The sequence below is a fragment of the Spirulina sp. CCNP1310 genome (assembly GCF_034932185.1).
Classification (GTDB): Bacteria; Cyanobacteriota; Cyanobacteriia; order Cyanobacteriales; family Spirulinaceae; genus Spirulina.
In genome coordinates this window covers 121161-138490 of the sequence record NZ_JAYGHW010000001.1, presented here as the reverse complement: position 1 = coordinate 138490, position 17330 = coordinate 121161, and the positions used below count along the sequence as shown (strand labels likewise).

Here is a 17330-nt window from a genome sequence, read left to right as displayed (position 1 = left end):
GCCCCTACGGGGATGATCAAGCCATCAATGGATGGATTATGCCGCCGCGAAATTGCTGGCGACAAAATCCCAATTGATCAATTGGGTGATAAACGTATTGATGTAATCAGGACGCTTGTTTTGGTAATCCAAATAATAAGCGTGTTCCCAAACATCCATCGTTAACAATGCTGTTTGGCCATGCACCAAAGGCAGATCCGCGTTGCCGGTTTTGGTCACTTTCAATGTGCCATTTTCCAGCACCAACCAAGCCCAGCCGCTGCCGAACTGGGTTGCACCGGCCGCCTTAAAGGCTTCAACGAACTGGTCAAAACTGCCAAAATCCGCATTAATTTTATCCGCCAAGGCCCCGGTGGGTGTGCCGCCACCATTGGGTTTCATACATTGCCAGTAGAAGGAATGGTTCCAAGCTTGGGCGGCGTTGTTGAACAGGCCCGCTTTATCGGGATTGCCCGCAACGCTTTTGATTACATCTTCAATGGCTTGGCTATCGTATTCCGTATTCGCCACCGCTGCATTGTAGTTGTTGACATACGCTGCGTGGTGCTTGTCGTGGTGGAATTCCAGAGTGCTTTTGGAGATGTAGGGTTCTAATGCCGTGTAATCGTAGGGCAGTGCTGGAAGTGTATAAGCCATAAAACCTGAGTGTGTTGTGTTCTCTCTTCAGATCATACTGCAAAGGCGAAAGTTGAGGGGAGGGCGGGTCGGCCCTTGCGCTACCGTAATACATATACTACAATGCTACAAGTGAATTGGGAAACTCCCCATGGCCTACGAAACTTTGCCGTTATCCACTGCTGCCCCCGTCCTCTCCTGGGCGGGCCATGACCTCAGCAGTGAAGAAACCCGGATGGCGAAAAATGTCGCCTCCCTCCCCTTTGTGTTTAAGCACGTTGCCCTGATGCCCGATGTTCATTTAGGGAAAGGGGCCTTGGTGGGTTCGGTGATTGCCACCCAGGACGCGATTATTCCCGCTGCGGTGGGGGTGGATATTGGCTGCGGCATGGCAGCGATCCAAACCCCTTTCCGGGGGGAACAGTTGGAGGGGAAACTGAAGCGGATTCGCCAAGAGATTGAGGCGGCGATCCCCGTGGGATTTGAGGCGAATAAGGAGGGCGATCGCACCGTCACCAACTGGCAGGGCTGGCAGGGGTTTAAAGACCTCCACCCTGGCGTGAAACGGTTGGAAACGAAGGCTGTGCAACAAATGGGTTCCCTCGGTGGGGGCAATCATTTCATTGAGCTTTGCCTCGATACCGAGGGCCAGGTGTGGCTGATGCTCCATTCCGGCTCGCGCCATATTGGCAATCAATTGGCCCAATGCCACATCAGCACCGCTAAGGAACTGCAAAAACTCGCGGCTCAAAAGCTCCCCGATCCCGATCTCGCCTATTTCGTCACCGGCACACCGGAGTTCGCCGCCTACTGGCATGACCTCCAATGGGCGCAACAATACGCCCGTTATAACCGGGAGGTGATGATGGCGCGGTTTAAGCGGATTGTCGAGCAGCATCTCGCCGGGGGCAAGCCCACGAAGCCGCTCCTGACGGTGAATTGTCACCACAACTACGCGGAAAAAGAGGTGCATTTCGGGGAATCGGTGTATGTGACCCGGAAGGGGGCGGTGCGGGCCCAAGAGTCGGATTATGGGATTATTCCCGGTTCGATGGGGGCAAAATCCTACATTGTCAAGGGCAAGGGCAACGCCCACAGCTTTTGCAGTTGCAGCCATGGGGCGGGGCGGTTAATGTCGCGCTCTAAGGCGAAACGGGAATTCACCCTTGAGGATTTGATCGCTCAAACGGAGGGGATCGAATGCCGCAAAGATGCCCAGGTGATTGATGAAATTCCAGCCGCCTATAAACCCATTGAAACGGTGATGGCTAATCAAGGGGATTTGGTGGAAATTGTCGCCACGCTTAAGCAGGTGCTTTGTGTGAAGGGTTAACCCTTCCCCGTTAGGAGGGCGATCGCCCCCTTGTTTTAGAGCATTTGCACTGAAATCATGGCTTTTTGAAGCTTTTCATCCGGATAATCTGAACGACAGAATGAGGAGTGTAGGTGATTGAACTGCCTAAAAATAGACACCTCAGCAGGAATCCCCCGCATAATGAGAATTGCTGGCTCGTGTCGTCTTTCATCTCCGCAATAAATTGACGGGGCTTTCAGACTCCCGCACTATTTTAGTAAAACGAGCTACATTGAACGATTCAACAATACCCTGAGGCAGCGAGTCTCTTTGATCGTATCTTAATTTCCCAGGCAATGAACCGTTCCTTATCTATCATCACCGCCGATTCTGCTTTTGATGCCTATGCTGTTGATCAACTGTGGTTATGGATTACATCACCAAACTCAGCATTCAGATTTTCAACATACTGTTTAATGGCTGGTTGTAGGCTTAAGTGGGCGGGGTTGTCGATTAAACTACGTCTTTTTAGGGATTGGATTGCTCTGAGAAACTGGGAATCTGATAAAAGCTCTGGAGGTTTCTGGTTAATTTTTACGGGTTGGTTTTGGTCGGCTAACCACTGAAGTAGAATTTTCTCGGTTGCTGAGAGGCGTTGGTAGTGTTGTTGGAGAATGGGTTCTACGTCTCCTAAGAATAGAGTGGGATAAGCGAGAAATTCTTGAACGCTACCGTTGAATAAATCTAGGATCGTGGAGGCAATGAGATTAAGCCATAGGGGGTTACTGCTGTAGCGTTCAATGAGTTCTGGCCAGTTTTGCTCGTCTTGTAGTTTTCTTGTTTTCAAAATCTCAATGGCTACTGTCTCCAGTCCCAAAATGCGTAGGGTTCTACAGTGGGGGGTTTCGGTTTGAAGGGTGGTGATTTCCAGGGGCTGTTCCCAGGTGAGCAGCAGGAGGCAACTATTGTGGGGGAGTTGTCCGATTTCGTGAATCAGGTGGCCATAGTCTTGGTAGTTGGGATGGTAGTGGCCGACTAATTCACCGGGGGTTAGGGTTTCGTGGAAGTCATCGAGAATAATGAGGCAGCGATGGCTCCTGAGATGGTTGATTAGGGAGTTTTGGGAGCTTAAGGGGTTGGTAATGGGTGGGTCTTGGTTGGGCTGGGGAGGGGTCAGAAAGTCGAGGATGTTGTTTTGGAGGGCGGTGAGGGTGGGAAATTTGCGATGACTGCGCCACAGGATGTGATCGAAGTGGTCTTTGATTTGTTCTACCAGTTGTCTCGTTAGGGCAGTTTTGCCGATTCCTGATAGGCCGGTGAGGGTGATGATGCGGCTCTTTTCTTGGCAGATCCACTGTTTGAGGGTGGCTAGTTGTGCGGTGCGGCTGTGGAGGTTGAGGTATTCGGGGGCTTGGCTGAGGTCGTGGCGGGGTTGAGCGGTTGGGTGGGTGGGCGATCGCTGACCTTTTCCTGCTTGATTGTATAAATCATTACAGACATTTATTTGATCACCAATATGCACACCATCATTGTAGTAGGTAAATATTTCTCGTTCGATCAGGGAGCGCACATTCTTCTTTTTAACATCCTCCCCCAGCAGTTCAGACAGGACTGTCCACAATTCCGATGCTGACTTGCGGACATGATCATTAGTGCAATGGTACTCTTCAGAGATATCCTGATATCCTTTACCCTCCCACGCCCCCTTCAAAATGACCCGCTCCAGCGAGTCCAGGTGCTTCCCAGTTCTGACGAAAATCAACTCATCTGTCCACTGCAACGCTTGTTGAATGTTCATGGCTGCTAAACCTGGTTGTAGTTTTGTATGGTTTTTTATATTTAACCCCCATTATCCCACATTCTCCCATTTTTAACTTTGGAAATACCCCTAAATTCCCACACTCAAGGGGATGACAAAAGAAAAATAGATTGGAATAATTGCTACAGAACAGGATGTTTCTTGATTCGATAAACTGATCTGAAGGATATTAAAACTTAAAACAATGACTCAAGCAAAAGAAAAATCACTCACTACTCCTCAACTAGAGACAGATTCTATTGTTCTTGATTTAGAACAATTTGATTTGTGTGATTTAGATTCTCTGAAAGATACCGCACTTGGTAACATTTTACAAAAAAATATTTCAAATGGTAGTGGTCATTCTGCATATTTGAAAAACCCACCCCTCTAAAAGACAAGGACTCAGGTAAAAGCCAGGACTCAAGTCAAGTAAGGGTTCTGGCGAGGAACTATTTGCTCAGGTTAGAAAAAATTTTATTGATTTCAAAAAAAATTCATGAATCATTTTACACCTTTGCGATCACTTGTTTGTAAAGTTATATCACGCTGTAACATTAACTGTGATTATTGCTATATGTATCATGGCAATGACCAAAGTTGGCAACAGCAGCCCCTAAAAATGGCAGAAGAAACAATTAAACAGTTGGGAAAAAGAATTAATGAACATACTCAAAATCATCAAATCTCTGAGTTTTCTGTAATAATGCATGGTGGAGAACCACTTTTGGGAGGCTTAGAATATCTCGAAAGTTTTCAACGAATCATTAGTCAGAATGTTACTGAGATTGAATTGAAATTTGGCATACAAACAAATGGTATTTTATTAAGCAAGGAAATTTTTGATTTTTGTGTAAACAATAATATCAGTATTGGATTGAGCATGGATGGCTACAAAGAAGCCAATGATCAACACAGATTAGATTATCAAGGTAGATCTTCATTTGAAAAGGTAGAAAAGGCACTTGAATTATTAAATAGTGATCAGGGTAAAAAAATTTGGAGTGGTTTTTTGTGTGTCATTGATCTACACAATGATCCCCAAAAAGTCTATTCTTATTTATCAGAATATAGTCCTCGATTTATTGATTTTTTATTACCTTTAAATCATCATAATTTAAGACCTTTTGGAAAAGAAAAATCTCTTGATGTAACTCCTTATGCAGATTGGCTATTAAAAGTTTTTGACATGTGGTATCACCAAAAACCTCAAACCATAAGGATAAGAAAGTTTGAAGATATTGTTTCTTTATTTTTAGGACTTCAAGTAAAGTCAGAAGAATGGGGATTAAATCCTATAGATTTTGCAGTTATAGAAACTAATGGAGATATAGAAGCTGTTGACACTTTAAAAGTTACTTATCCAGAAGCTACAAAGTTGGGAATGAATATATTTACCCATAGTTTTGATGATATTTTTTGCTCGTCGAAAGTTATTGAGCGTCAAGAAAAGTGGAAATATTTGAGCACAGCTTGTCAAGAATGTAAGCTAGTTAAGGTTTGTGGTGGTGGTTATCTCCCTCATAGATATTCTCAAGAAAATCAATTTCAAAATCCTTCAGTGTATTGTTCTGATTTGAAGAAAATAATTACTACGATTCGTCAAGAAGTGATTAAAAATTTAGAGGCAACAAAACATCGACATCTTGTATCTTGAAATAATCTTAAGCCTGAATATTGCATTATGGCTATAAAACTAGATACTGACACTGTGAAAAAGTTAGTTTCCCCTACAGGTTCATCTGATCCATTGATCAATGCGATTTTTTTGACAGAATATCATAGAACATTGCTCAGATTTACGAATTTTTATCAACAGCTACAGTCAGAATTTCCTAGTTTAAATCATGATACCAATTTTAGTCAGTATTTTGAATTGGTAAAATCTTTTTCTAAAGCTACTCAAAAAAAGGTTTTAGGGCATCCATCTTTTAGTGCTTGGTTAGATACAGCTTGGCGATTAATTAATCAAAAAGATCATTTTTTATTTCCAGGGATACACATTAAGGTTCATTTAGAATCCTTCCAAAAGTTTCTTTTGGCAATGGCGTTGTGTGACGAGATAGAGAGTTTTAGTTGTTGTATATACACTGATCATTCTGGTACTGTTACCATACCTGGAGCAGGAATTTATTTACAACATCCTCATAATATAGCCCTTGAAAAAATCCACATTGTTACTAACAATGGACATTTTGAAATTCATACGGATGGCGATCAGATTTTGGATATGCTTGAAAAAGAAATTCCCCATCTTAAAAATGGAATTGAATTAAATAGTTTTGACAGTAATTTTAAGTTAGCTGGTCGCTACAATTTGAACTTTGAAGAATTAACACCAACTTCGATTGCTAAGTGGTTATTAAGCTTAGAAGAAGCTTGGTTTTGGATAGATAGCTGTTCAAATTTTTTAGCTAGTGAAATGTTAATTGGAATACAATCGTTAAGTCCCATATATTCTCATGCTACTGATGTTCACAAAAGTCAAACGTTTCGAGAAATACCTGGACTTTTAGTATTATCTTGGATGTCAGATACATCAGTAATAGTAGAGTCTTTAGTTCATGAATATCATCATCATAAGCTTAATGCTTTATTAAATTTAGATCCAATTATTATAGGAGGTAGCACTGAAGAAATACATTATTCTCCTTGGCGTGATGATCCTCGACCTCTTACTGGTATTTTACAAGCAATTTATGTGTTTCAAGCTGTTTTAGAGTTTTGGTATAATTTCCTGAATAAAGATATACCTGTTTTGAAAAAAAAGCATTTAAAAAAGATAGTATATGCCACAAAAAAACAACTAAAAACTGCAATTAAAATCTTAAAAAATGATGCAGAATTTTCTGAAATTGGTCAAGCATTGATTCAAGCAATAGAAGAAAATATCAATAAATTTGACTCGGAAATTCCCAAAAAAGAGCAATACTCAATTAATTCTAAATTAAAAGAACATCGGAAAAAGTGGGAGTCTGAAAATTCTCATTTAGTAAGTCAAAAATAAATTATGAATAAACGATGACAAATAGTTTAAATTCTCTTCAAATGAGCATGCAATTACGTTTATTTGTTCTACAGAAAATCATCACCACTGATCAATGTACTGGCTCAATTGAAGCATTGCCCAAAACAATGTTAAACAAACGTGGTGGTCTAGGCGTTTGGCAAGGTAAAGTCTGGATTACCGATAATTTTGATACTCCCCTAGATGACTTTCAGGAATATATATCATAAACAACCTAATTAATACTCATAGGAAATTCGATTTTGGCATCGATTTATGTAAGGGCGAAAAATTTTTCGCCCCTACATCACCGACAGCTTTGGACGATATGATTAAGCGGATTTATATCATGTCTTTCTTGATTCCATAGGTTAATCTCCAGCGATAACCTTCGATTTTCGCTAGACTGGTTCCATCCCTAGAACCCTTCACCCTTGCCGATGGTTGCCCCTAGCCTCCGCTGGACTACCCGCGATTTAACCGCCATGCCCGACGATGGCGGCTGGAAACGTTATGAAATCGTTGATGGAGAACTGTACGTGACCCATGCCCCCCATATTCGCCATCAAAATGCAGGCGGTAATCTTCAGTTTGAATTAGAGTTGTGGTCACGCCAAACGAAATTGGGCAAACCCGTCAGTACACCCGGTGTAATCTTTTCGCCCTATGATGCCGTGATCCCCGATCTCGTTTGGGCCAGCAATGCCCGCTTAGAGCATGGCCTGGATGAAGCCGGGCATTTTATCGTTGCGCCAGAATTGGTCGTCGAAGTGCTTTCCGCCGGATCGCAAAATATCCAGCGCGATACCGAAATCAAACTGAAACTCTATTCCCGCTATGGGGTGCAGGAATATTGGATTGTCAATTGGCAACTGCAAACGGTGGAGGTGTACCGACGGGTGGCGGCACAGCTTGAGCGAGCAGCGACGTTAGGCGTGGGGGATGCGCTCACATCACCGCTATTGCCGGGGTTTGAGGTGGCGATCGCCCCCATCTTCAATTAATCTGCAATCCACTTGATCAGAATCCGACAAAGTAGGGGCGTTGGCGTAAGCCTGCTGGAGGCACAAAACTTTTTCGCCCCTACTTTGCCTCAGCAGCAGATTTTTGAGGGGTGTGATCGGGAAAAGCTGTTAATGGGCAAGCACAGTGTAGATGCGGCTTGGTCGTGAAAGGGGGAGCGGTTAGCGGCTGGGGGTCAAGTGAATGCGCCCAGCATCCATTTCAGCCATGAGCAGTTCAAGAGCTTCATAGTCTACATCGGAAATATGACCAATGCGGGTTAATTCCAGATTGATCGCGTTCTCAATTTCAGGTGTTAGGCGACGAATGTATAACGCTTTCTCCACCAAGCGGCGAATTAAAGGTGCTCGTGTCACTGGATTTACACATCATGAAAGTAGATATGTCCATGATCCGCCCTCTCTGGGGTTGATGATGTGATCAATTATTCAGTACAGTGTGATCTAAGTCACGACTAACCTAGGGAATATACGGAAAAACCGAGGCGATTGTCGGCTGATTCTTGAAAAACAGGAGATAACGGTTAAAGTTTGGGGCGATCGCCCCCCTGGCGATAGTGCCAGTAATCTGTCAAGATTTGGCCATGATCGAAACAAAGCGGTTCAGGGAGGCGATCGGGGAGGAATAGCCCAACGGTTTTGGCATCATCGGCGGCGCGGGGTTCCCCGCTGGCGGTGGCGATAAACACGATGCTGATCGTGTGTTGTCGCTGATCCCGCTGGGGATCGGAATAGACGTAAAACTGCTCAACCAGTGTCACATCAAGGCTAATTTCTTCGCGGGCTTCTCGCCGCGCCGCCGTTTCCACTGCCTCGCCATAGTCCACAAACCCCCCCGGAATCGCCCAACCATAGGGCGGATTTTGCCGCTCAATCAGGATGATCGGGCGATCAGGGCGATCGCTTAGTTCGATAATGATATCGACGGTGGGGGTGGGGTTGCGGTAGGTCATGAGTTGTTCAATAGGAAAGGTTTTATGGGTGACGCTATCACGATTTTAGGGGCGGGGGCCTGGGGAGAGGGCTTGGCAGCCTTAGGGGCGGCGGCGGGACAGCGGGTACAGGTATGGTCACGGCGGGGAGCGTTGGATTTAGCCGCCTGTTTAGGTGAGAGTCGGATCGTTGTTTCGGCGGTGGCCATGGCGGGGGTGGAGGGGGCGATCGCCCATCTTGCAACCCTACCCCTGCCAGAGGATCTGATCCTCGTCACTGCCACTAAAGGCCTTGATACGCAAACCCAGCAAACCCCCGCCCAACTTTGGCAAGCCGCTTTCCCCCACTATCCCATCGTCGTTTTATCAGGGCCCAATTTATCAAAGGAAATTGCCCAAGGTTTACCGGCAGCAACGGTGGTGGCCAGCACCGATTTTGCAGCGGCGACCCAGGTGCAAACCTGCCTAGCTAGTGATCATTTCCGCGTTTATCTCAACTGCGATCCCATCGGGACGGAATTGGGGGGGACGTTAAAAAACGTCATGGCGATCGCTGCCGGGGTTTGTGATGGTTTAGCCCTGGGAACCAATGCGAAAGCGGCCTTACTCACCCGTGCCTTGCCGGAAATGGTGCGGGTCGGTGTGGCCTTGGGGGCGCAACCGGAAACCTTTTTCGGCCTCTCCGGTTTAGGGGATTTACTGGCCACCTGTAGCAGTCCCCTGTCGCGGAATTATCAGGTGGGCTATAGCTTGGGCCAGGGGCGATCGCTCCCCCAAATTCTCGCCCACCTCGAAGGCACAGCAGAAGGCGTGAATACCGCCGCAGTTTTACTCAATGTGGCCAAATCTCACAAAATTACCCTGCCAATTACCATTGCCGTTAACCAGTTATTACAAGGCGAAATCACCCCCATAGCGGCAGTGGAGGCTTTAATGGCCAGGGAATTAAAAGCCGAAGGCGAAAACTGGTGGTCTTGACCCCTGTAGGGGCGCAACGCTTGCGCCCCAACGCTTGCCATTGTGCAACCCTCAATAAACCCGGCCCCGCCATTGCCGAGGCTGTTGTTGAGCAGAAAGGATGATCCGCGCCACCGCTGCCAAATCTGCAAACGGTGAAAGCCAAAACCAGATCGGTTTTTTCCCTGCATAACTAGGCGCGATCGCCCCCAACAACGCAAACCGAATCAACACCAAAAACCCATTCACCCCCCCCAAAATTGCCAAGGGCAACGTCCAAATCCCGCCAATCCAGAGCAAAGCTATTCCTACCGTGATCAACAGCGGTAAACCCTGCGTCACCATTAAAAACCAACAATCCGCCCAAGTTTGCCCAGGGGTAGCCGCATCCTTGAGATCGAGCGATCGCCCCCATTCCCGCCAAGTTTCCGCCATCCCCTCATACATCCGCACCCGGATCACCCTGCGCCCATCGAGGAACCCAACGCGATAACCTTGGAGGGCGATCGCCCGCGCCAACGTCACATCATCACAAAAGGAACCCCGCGCCACCTGATAGCCATCCATCGCCGCCAACACCGACCGCCGACAAAGAAAGCATTGCCCATTGGCCATCACCCGCTCCGGGTGGGCCGCATCGGTTCCGGAAGGATCGAAGCGATAGAGCAGCGTCATTAACAACGCCGGTTGTAGCCACCATTCCCCCGGTTGATTCAAAATAAATTGAGGGGAAAGGGAGATGAGATCATAGCCCTCAGTTTCTGCAATCTCCAGCAATCCCGCAATTAACCCCGGTTGCGGCTGCGTATCCGCATCAATGCCCAACACCCAAGGGCTATGGGGAGAACTGTGGCGAAACCCATAGTCCAACGCCCAAGGTCGCCCCACCCAACCGGGTGGGAGGGGATCATCGGTAATCACCCGAAAGCGCGGATCGCTCTTCGCCTCTGCCTCTACCAACGCCGCCGTCCCATCAGTGGAGCGACTATCCACCACCACTACCTCCCGCAGGGCATAGCTTTGGCGACGCAACCCCGCCAAACAGGGGCCAAGGCGAGCCGCTTCGTTTAGGGTAGGAATGATCACGCTCACCACCCCCAATTGATCCGTGGAGGAGAGAGCCGGAGCCACGGGGGGACGGCGTTGAGGCCCCTTGAGGAGGCGGGCGAGGAGCAGGGCGATCATCGGCAAACTGAGGAGGAGATAGAGGGAGGCGATCGCACTGATCACAATGATAGATTGGGGCATGAACGCAAGGGGAGAAAAGCAGGCTGATCCTACCCTAAAACCGGGTTCTCCCCCAAACCTACAGCCCACTTTTGCTATAAACCAAGAACTTTAGTTCTTGGCGGATTGATACGCAATCCGACTTTTATACCCGAAAAATAGCGAAGACTGAGCCTGTCGAAGTCAGAGCGGCCGGGGTTCGGCAAACTCATCCCCAGGAATCTTGGGTTTTGCCTGACCAGATTTCCGATGACATCTTTAAACGAGAAGGCCCCTTTTGCCATCCCAACCCGATAAAATTCAGATCGTGGGCTCCGTAAAGATTGATTGTTTTTTTGTATGACTTTCAAATATTCCTGTTCAGAGTTTGGAGTTTTCCTATGGTTTTTCCCCGCATCTCGCAACGCAACCGCCTACTTCCCATTTTAATTATCCCTTTCATCGCCCAAACCACGATTGTGATTGGGTTAGTCAGTTACATTTACTTTCAAACTTCAAAACGCACGATTAATGACCTAGCGGCCCAACTGCGAGGCGAGCTAACAGCTCGCATTGAGCGAGAATTAAGTGGCTATTTTACCAGTCCCCATAATATTAATCAACTCAATGCCGCTGCTTTTATTGGTGGAGAATTAGATTTTGAAAATCCCCAAAATATTCACCAAATGTTTCAGCAGTTTCAATTTACGCCGTTTTTATTTAGCATCTATTGTGGTACGGAAAAAGGGGAATTTTTGGGGGTAGGGGCGCAGGAATTTGGCGGCAAACCCTATCTACAAAATTTAAGCAAGCAGACAAACTATCGCTTTCATTATTACAATACCGATGTCCAGGGCAATCGTCTGAGCTTTGTGGCCGATGATGGCCCCTATGATCCGCGATCGCGGCCATGGTATCAAGCCGCAGTAGCTGCCCAACGCCCGACTTGGAGTGAAATTTATCTCGACTTTGCCACCTTTTTACCCACCATTACCGCCGCTCGCCCCGTCTATAGCAGTGATGGCAAACTCTTGGGGGTTTGTGCCACGGATGTCTCAACCCCCACTGATTTTCGTCAATTTTTATCAAAACTCCAGATTGGCAAAACAGGTCAAGCTTTTGTGGTGGATACAACGGGCCGCCTAATTTCCAGTTCTACCGATGAACCGTTAACCGTGGGGACAGGGGATGATTCCGTATTGCTCACAGCACAGCAAAGTGAATCGGTGTTAATTCGGGATACGGCGGCTTATTTGCAAACAAGATTTGGTGGCTGGGATCAAATTGAGCGATCGCAGCAATTGGATTTCACCTTAAATCAGCAAAAATATTTTGTCCAGGTTTTACCTTTTCGCGATACCCATGGCCTGGATTGGTTAATTGTCGTAACCATTCCAGAGGCGGATTTCATGGCCGGCATCTATGCCCAGAACCGCAATGCTATGTTCCTGATGATTGTGGCATTAACGGGAGCGATCGCCATTGCCCTCTGGACTGCCCGCCGGATTGTCCGACCCATTACCCGTCTTTCTGAAGCGGCCAATGAGATTGCCACAGGGGAACTCAGCCCGGCGATCGCCCCCAGTAGCATCCTCGAATTTCAAGGGTTAAATATTGCCTTTCAAAAAATGGCCGTTCAACTCCAAGCGAACTTTCAAGAATTACAAAAGCGGGAACAGGAGCAGGATAATCTCATTACCGCCTACAGTCGATTTCTCCCCAATCAGTATTTAGAATTTTTACAAGTTAGCAGTGTCACTGAAATTCATGTCGGGGATCATGTACAACAGGAAATGTCGGTACTCTTTGCCGATATTCGCAACTTTACCTCCATGTCTGAGCAGATGACCCCAAGGGAAACTTTTGAGTTTATCAATATTTATTTAGCTTGGATGGAATCGGCCATTTCAGATCAAAATGGTTTTATTGATAAGTATATTGGCGATGCAATTATGGCCCTATTCCCCGGCTCACCGAGAGATGCCATTAATGCCGGTATTGCTATGCTGGAAAAACTCAAACAATACAATGCTCAACGCATCCAGCAACAACAAAACCCCATTGAAATTGGGATCGGAATCAATACAGGAATCCTGATGTTAGGAACCGTTGGGGGTGAAAATCGGATGGATAGCACCGTGATCAGTGATGCGGTAAATTTAGCCTCTCGTATTGAAAACTTGACAAAGGAATATGGTATTCCCCTCCTGATCAGCGAACATACCTATGCTCGCCTGGGCAATGCTTCATCAGAAACTCACTCCTTTGATTGTTGCTATCAAATCCGTGAATTAGATCGGGTACGGGTCAGGGGCAAATCTGAAAATGTGACCATTTATGAAGTCTTTGATGCTGATCCCTTTCCGATTCGCGTCAAGAAACAGGAAATGCTAGAAATATTTGAAACGGCAATCATCCACTACCGTCTCTGTGCCTTTGATCATGCGGAAATTTTATTTAGTCAATGTGTTGCAGTCAACCCTGGAGATCAAGGGGCGCGGGTTTATCTCAATCGTTGTCAACAAAAATATTACAACTTCCAAGTCACAATGCTTGAAACTAGCTTTGCTCTGATCAAAAATCCCCAACAATTTACAGATCGCTTTTATGAAACCCTGTTTGAGCGTCTCCCTCAAGCCCGTGCCATGTTTGTGAATACCAACTTTATCCAACAAAAGCAAAAACTCTGGAGCAGTATTGAGTTGGTTTGTGAGAATTTGCGTCGCCCGGATCTACTTTCTGGTGTACTCAAGGGTTTGGGAGCAACCCATGTGCAATATGGGGTGCAACCTGAACATTACGCCCTTGCGGGGGATGTCTTTTTAGCGACGTTTGCAGAATGTCTTGGAGAGGCTTGGACAGAGGAAGTTAAGCAAGCTTGGACTGCCGCCTATGCCACCATCCAGACTTTAATGGTGACAGGGGCGGAGGAGGTGCTGAAGATCACACGCGAGGAATCAGCAGATTAGGCCGTTTGGACACAGGCCCGCAATTGCTCACGAATTTTGTCATGATCCAAATCCTGACCAATCAAGACTAATTGCGTTTGACGGGGGCGATCGCCCCATTCATCATCCTCAATGGAAAACCGTTTACCGCTGAGATGAAAAATATGGCGGCTTTGGCTCTCCTCAAACCACAAAATCCCCTTAGCGCGGAAAATATTCGAGGTTAACTGGTTATCGAGGAAATATTGAAATTGGCGAATGGACAAGGGTTGATCACTTTGGAAAGAAATTGAGGTGAAACCATCCATTGCTAAATGATCAGAATGGTGATGGCCGTGATCATGGCCATGATGATCATGGCTGTGATGATCGTGATCATGGTGGGCATGGCCATGATCATCATGGTGATGGCTCGGATCATGGCAATCGGGATCATGGCAATCTTCCCCATGATTGTGATCATGAGCGTGATCATGGTCGTGATCATGGGTTGATGGCTCATTCTCTGGATTGAAATAACTAGAGGAATCAAACAGCCCCACACTTAAAATTAAGGGTAAAGGAGCCTGAGATTTCGCCGTGCGCATAATCCGCGCATCGGGTTTAATATCGCGAATCCGTAGCTCCAGGCTATCCACATCTGCTTCATCCACTAAATCCGTTTTATTCAACAAAATCACATCGCCATAAACAATCTGACTATAGGCCGCTTCGCTGTTGAACAAATCGAGACTATAGTTTTCACAATCAACGAGGGTAATAATCGAATCTAAACGGGTCATATCCCGCAGTTCTGTCCCTAAAAACGTCAGGGCAACGGGGAGCGGGTCGGCTAAACCTGTGGTTTCTACCACCAGATAATCAATGTTTTCTTGGCGTTCAAGAACCTTATAAACCGCATTGACCAAATCTTCGTTAATCGTGCAGCAAATACAACCATTACTCAGCTCCACCATGTCGTCATCGGTGGTAATAATCAATTCATTATCAATGCCAATCTCCCCAAACTCATTCACTAAAACAGCGGTGCGAAGTCCCTCTTGATTACTCAAGATGTGGTTGAGCAGCGTGGTTTTGCCGCTGCCGAGGAAGCCGGTGATGATCGTAACGGGTAGGCCTTGCTTGGGGGCGCTCATGCCGGTGGTGGCGGTGGTTGGATCAACGGTTTGCATAGTCTTCTGTGGCGGTTGCGTGCGTTTCTATTATTGCGTATCTCGCGATTCTCGATCGCCCCTTGAGGATGGCGATCCAGAATAGGGGGGTGTTGCTGGCAAAGGGTATAATGCAGCGATCGCTATCCTTTGCAGATCATGCCCTTGATGGAACCTTTAGTGTTAACGGATCTGTGGGCCATGGTGGCCCAACCGGATCAGATCGATTGGCAACCCTTTCACCCCGGTGTGATGATCCATCGCCTCTATCAGGATGACAGCACGGGGGCGGCGGCGGCGCTGCTCCGTTATGCGCCGGGGGCAACGGTGGCTCCCCATATTCATAGCGGCTTTGAGCATATTTTGGTCTTGGCGGGTTCTCAACAGGATCAACGGGGGGATTACCCCGTGGGGACATTGGTGATTAATCCACCAGAAACGGGCCATTGGGTGAAGAGTGAGGCCGGCTGTATTGTCCTGGCGATTTGGCAGCGGCCGGTGGTTTTTGAGGGGGTGGGGGTGGCAAAATTGGATTAATCGTGATCAGGATGGGAAGTCTATGGTGCATGGCATTGTGGCGGGGATGAGCTACCCTCTCCGGGGCCTGGGGTTGTTGCGGCGATCGCCCCGCCTGTGGACATTTCTGATCCTGCCAATTTTCGTCAATATCATCGTCGGGGCATTGATCTATGTGGGGCTGTTGTTGCCCGCCTGGTCGGGGTTAGATGGCGCGGCCCTCTGGTTGGATCAGTGGGCCAGCGGTTGGATTGCCCAGTTGCCGGCCTGGATGGGGCTATTGGAGAACTTAATTTTAGGCGTGGCTTGGCTGGTGAAGATCCTGCTGACGTTGGCTTTATTCCTGCTCACGGGTTTTCTCCTCCTCCAATTTGGCACATTGATCGGCTCCCCCTGGTATGGCCAACTCTCGGAAGCAGTGGAGCGATCGCGCCTCGGCTATGCGACGGTGATTGATGTGGGGATTGTCCGGGATTTGGGCCGGGCGATTTTGTTTGAATTGAAAAAATTGCTGTTGTGGGGGGCGATCGCCCTAATACTCCTTCTACTGAGCTTTGTTCCGGGGATCGGTCCTCTGGTCATTTCCCTCGGTTGGTTCAGCCTGACGGCACTGATCACCGGCCTCGATTTCCTCGATGGCCCCTCGGAGCGTCGCCGCTACCGCTTCCGCCGCAAGCTGGCCCTCATCTTCCAAGCCCTCCCCGCCAGTGCCAGCTTTAGCGTCGTGTGCTGTCTACTGATCACGATCCCCTTTTTAAACCTGCTCACCATCCCCCTTTGTGTGGTAGCAGGGACAATGTTTTGGTGCGATCGCCTCGCCCCCCGCCTCGAACCCACTCCCCCCAGCACGGAACCCCTCCCCCTCAACGAATAATCGCACAGTTAAAGAACTGGGGGGCTATGGGCTTGCGGGTATGTCGGTGGTGTGGGTAGGGCGAAGGAGAATGAGGCGATCGCCTTCACGGCTGCGGGGAACGACGACGAGGAGGGGGCGGCGGTTTTCATCGCGTTCTGGGAGGGCGGCAAAAATGTAGTAATCGCCATCAATATCAATGAGTAGTCGCCAGACTCGATCCTGACCGGGGTTATTGATCGCGCTACTGAGAAGTTGTTGATAGCTGCGATCGTCACCAATGATGCGAATGCCTTCGGGATTGCGGAGGTCATCGGGGTTAATGCCGAGGGGAAAGGTATCGTCGCGCACGACAAGGGTAATGACGGGTAGGGAGGAGGTGGGGTTAACGGCATCTCGCCAAGCATCGGCTGTTCCTTGCCATTGGGCAAGCCAGAAGCAGGCGGCTAGCAACCAACAGAGAATGACGGTTTCATCAATGAGCGATCGCAGGAAGCGCAGGGATTGGTATTCGAGGAGGGGGAATTTGAGGAAGGAGGTGAGGAGTTGGAGGAGGTTGTGATAGATGGAGAATAGGGGGCGTTTCCAGGGGGTTTTGGGAGGTTTGGCGTGGGTGAGATGGGTGTAGAAGTGGTTGAGGGTTTGGTGGCGGATTTTTTTAGCTAGGGTTTGGATTTGTTGGGAGGGTTTGCCTTCAAGAAGCCAAAGGCTACAGTAAACGCCAATAATAATCAGGGCAATGGTTGCGAGGGTGTGGAGGATGGCGGGGAAGTTGCCGAAGAAGACTTGAAAGGCGGCGAGGTAGAAGGATTCTAAGGGTAGGGGGATTGTGGTGACTTCGAGTTGAAAGAAGCCGAAGTAGCTCCAACGATAAGTCCAGCCGGTGAAGTAGAGGACGGCTCCAAGCATGACGAGGAGGCTGGCGATTCTGCCCAATGCGAAGGTTTCGGGGGGGAGGTGGGGCGGGTCGCTGATGTTGGATTGGGGTTGAGGATGGGGGGCCATGCCTTGGGGTTGGATTGTGGGGGTAG

General features: G+C 47.9%; 17 protein-coding genes. 10 read left to right on the top strand and 7 right to left on the bottom strand.

Going from position 1 to position 17330, the window contains the following annotated elements:
* Nucleotides 1–36 precede the first annotated feature (36 nt).
* The gene (locus VB712_RS00565; protein WP_323251041.1) at nucleotides 37–636 is read right to left on the bottom strand and encodes a superoxide dismutase; all 600 of its coding nucleotides are present in this window, start codon (nucleotides 634–636) and stop codon (nucleotides 37–39) included.
* Nucleotides 637–766: 130 nt separating this feature from the next.
* On the opposite strand from VB712_RS00565, the gene VB712_RS00560 reads away from it, so the two are divergent.
* Entirely contained in the window at nucleotides 767–1948 is a 1182-nt protein-coding gene (locus VB712_RS00560; protein ID WP_323251039.1) for an RtcB family protein, read from the top strand.
* A gap of 376 nt (nucleotides 1949–2324) precedes the next feature.
* On the opposite strand, the gene VB712_RS00555 is transcribed toward VB712_RS00560, so the two are convergent.
* Nucleotides 2325–3707 carry an NB-ARC domain-containing protein gene (locus VB712_RS00555; RefSeq protein ID WP_323251037.1) on the bottom strand — a complete coding sequence of 461 codons (1383 nt, stop codon included), beginning with the start codon at nucleotides 3705–3707 and terminating at the stop codon, nucleotides 2325–2327.
* A gap of 205 nt (nucleotides 3708–3912) precedes the next feature.
* Here VB712_RS00555 and VB712_RS00550 point away from each other — a divergent pair, with 205 nt between their 5' ends.
* From VB712_RS00550 to VB712_RS00530, 5 genes are all read left to right on the top strand, one after another.
* Complete coding sequence (locus VB712_RS00550) at nucleotides 3913–4101, top strand: hypothetical protein (RefSeq protein ID WP_323251035.1); 189 nt, start codon at nucleotides 3913–3915, stop codon at nucleotides 4099–4101.
* Between the two features lie 105 nt (nucleotides 4102–4206).
* Entirely contained in the window at nucleotides 4207–5364 is a 1158-nt protein-coding gene (locus VB712_RS00545) for an FxsB family cyclophane-forming radical SAM/SPASM peptide maturase (RefSeq protein ID WP_323251033.1), read from the top strand.
* A gap of 27 nt (nucleotides 5365–5391) precedes the next feature.
* On the top strand, nucleotides 5392–6714 hold the full coding sequence (locus tag VB712_RS00540) for an aKG-HExxH-type peptide beta-hydroxylase (protein WP_323251031.1): 1323 nt from the start codon (nucleotides 5392–5394) through the stop codon (nucleotides 6712–6714).
* A gap of 47 nt (nucleotides 6715–6761) precedes the next feature.
* A complete protein-coding gene (locus VB712_RS00535) occupies nucleotides 6762–6944 on the top strand; it encodes a DUF2281 domain-containing protein (protein WP_323251029.1) in 183 nt (60 codons plus the stop codon).
* A 210-nt stretch (nucleotides 6945–7154) separates the two neighbouring features.
* Nucleotides 7155–7718, top strand: coding sequence for a Uma2 family endonuclease (locus VB712_RS00530; RefSeq protein ID WP_323251026.1), 564 nt, complete (start codon nucleotides 7155–7157; stop codon nucleotides 7716–7718).
* A 180-nt stretch (nucleotides 7719–7898) separates the two neighbouring features.
* Here the strand turns inward: VB712_RS00530 and VB712_RS00525 are convergent, their stop codons facing one another.
* Together VB712_RS00525 and VB712_RS00520 are read right to left on the bottom strand one after the other, a co-directional pair.
* Nucleotides 7899–8093: a hypothetical protein gene (locus tag VB712_RS00525; RefSeq protein ID WP_323251024.1), complete on the bottom strand. Its 195-nt coding sequence runs from the start codon at nucleotides 8091–8093 to the stop codon at nucleotides 7899–7901.
* Between the two features lie 167 nt (nucleotides 8094–8260).
* Complete coding sequence (locus tag VB712_RS00520; RefSeq protein WP_323251022.1) at nucleotides 8261–8689, bottom strand: NUDIX hydrolase; 429 nt, start codon at nucleotides 8687–8689, stop codon at nucleotides 8261–8263.
* 24 nt (nucleotides 8690–8713) lie between these two features.
* Between VB712_RS00520 and VB712_RS00515 the strand changes: the two genes are divergently transcribed.
* On the top strand, nucleotides 8714–9646 hold the full coding sequence (locus tag VB712_RS00515) for an NAD(P)H-dependent glycerol-3-phosphate dehydrogenase (protein WP_323251020.1): 933 nt from the start codon (nucleotides 8714–8716) through the stop codon (nucleotides 9644–9646).
* Nucleotides 9647–9697: 51 nt separating this feature from the next.
* On the opposite strand, the gene cruG is transcribed toward VB712_RS00515, so the two are convergent.
* Nucleotides 9698–10873 carry a 2'-O-glycosyltransferase CruG gene (gene cruG / locus VB712_RS00510; protein WP_323251018.1) on the bottom strand — a complete coding sequence of 392 codons (1176 nt, stop codon included), beginning with the start codon at nucleotides 10871–10873 and terminating at the stop codon, nucleotides 9698–9700.
* A 359-nt stretch (nucleotides 10874–11232) separates the two neighbouring features.
* Here cruG and VB712_RS00505 point away from each other — a divergent pair, with 359 nt between their 5' ends.
* Nucleotides 11233–13800: a cache domain-containing protein gene (locus tag VB712_RS00505; protein WP_323251016.1), complete on the top strand. Its 2568-nt coding sequence runs from the start codon at nucleotides 11233–11235 to the stop codon at nucleotides 13798–13800.
* On the opposite strand, the gene VB712_RS00500 is transcribed toward VB712_RS00505, so the two are convergent.
* Nucleotides 13797–14951, bottom strand: a complete 1155-nt coding sequence (locus tag VB712_RS00500) for a GTP-binding protein (RefSeq protein ID WP_323251014.1) — start codon at nucleotides 14949–14951, stop codon at nucleotides 13797–13799. The genes VB712_RS00505 and VB712_RS00500 overlap by 4 nt on opposite strands.
* Before the next feature lie 138 nt (nucleotides 14952–15089).
* Between VB712_RS00500 and VB712_RS00495 the strand changes: the two genes are divergently transcribed.
* Nucleotides 15090–15467 carry a cupin domain-containing protein gene (locus VB712_RS00495; RefSeq protein WP_323251012.1) on the top strand — a complete coding sequence of 126 codons (378 nt, stop codon included), beginning with the start codon at nucleotides 15090–15092 and terminating at the stop codon, nucleotides 15465–15467.
* Nucleotides 15468–15489: 22 nt separating this feature from the next.
* A complete protein-coding gene (locus VB712_RS00490; protein ID WP_323251010.1) occupies nucleotides 15490–16320 on the top strand; it encodes an EI24 domain-containing protein in 831 nt (276 codons plus the stop codon).
* 24 nt (nucleotides 16321–16344) lie between these two features.
* Here the strand turns inward: VB712_RS00490 and VB712_RS00485 are convergent, their stop codons facing one another.
* Nucleotides 16345–17274: a hypothetical protein gene (locus VB712_RS00485; RefSeq protein WP_416236211.1), complete on the bottom strand. Its 930-nt coding sequence runs from the start codon at nucleotides 17272–17274 to the stop codon at nucleotides 16345–16347.
* Nucleotides 17275–17330: the final 56 nt, after the last annotated feature.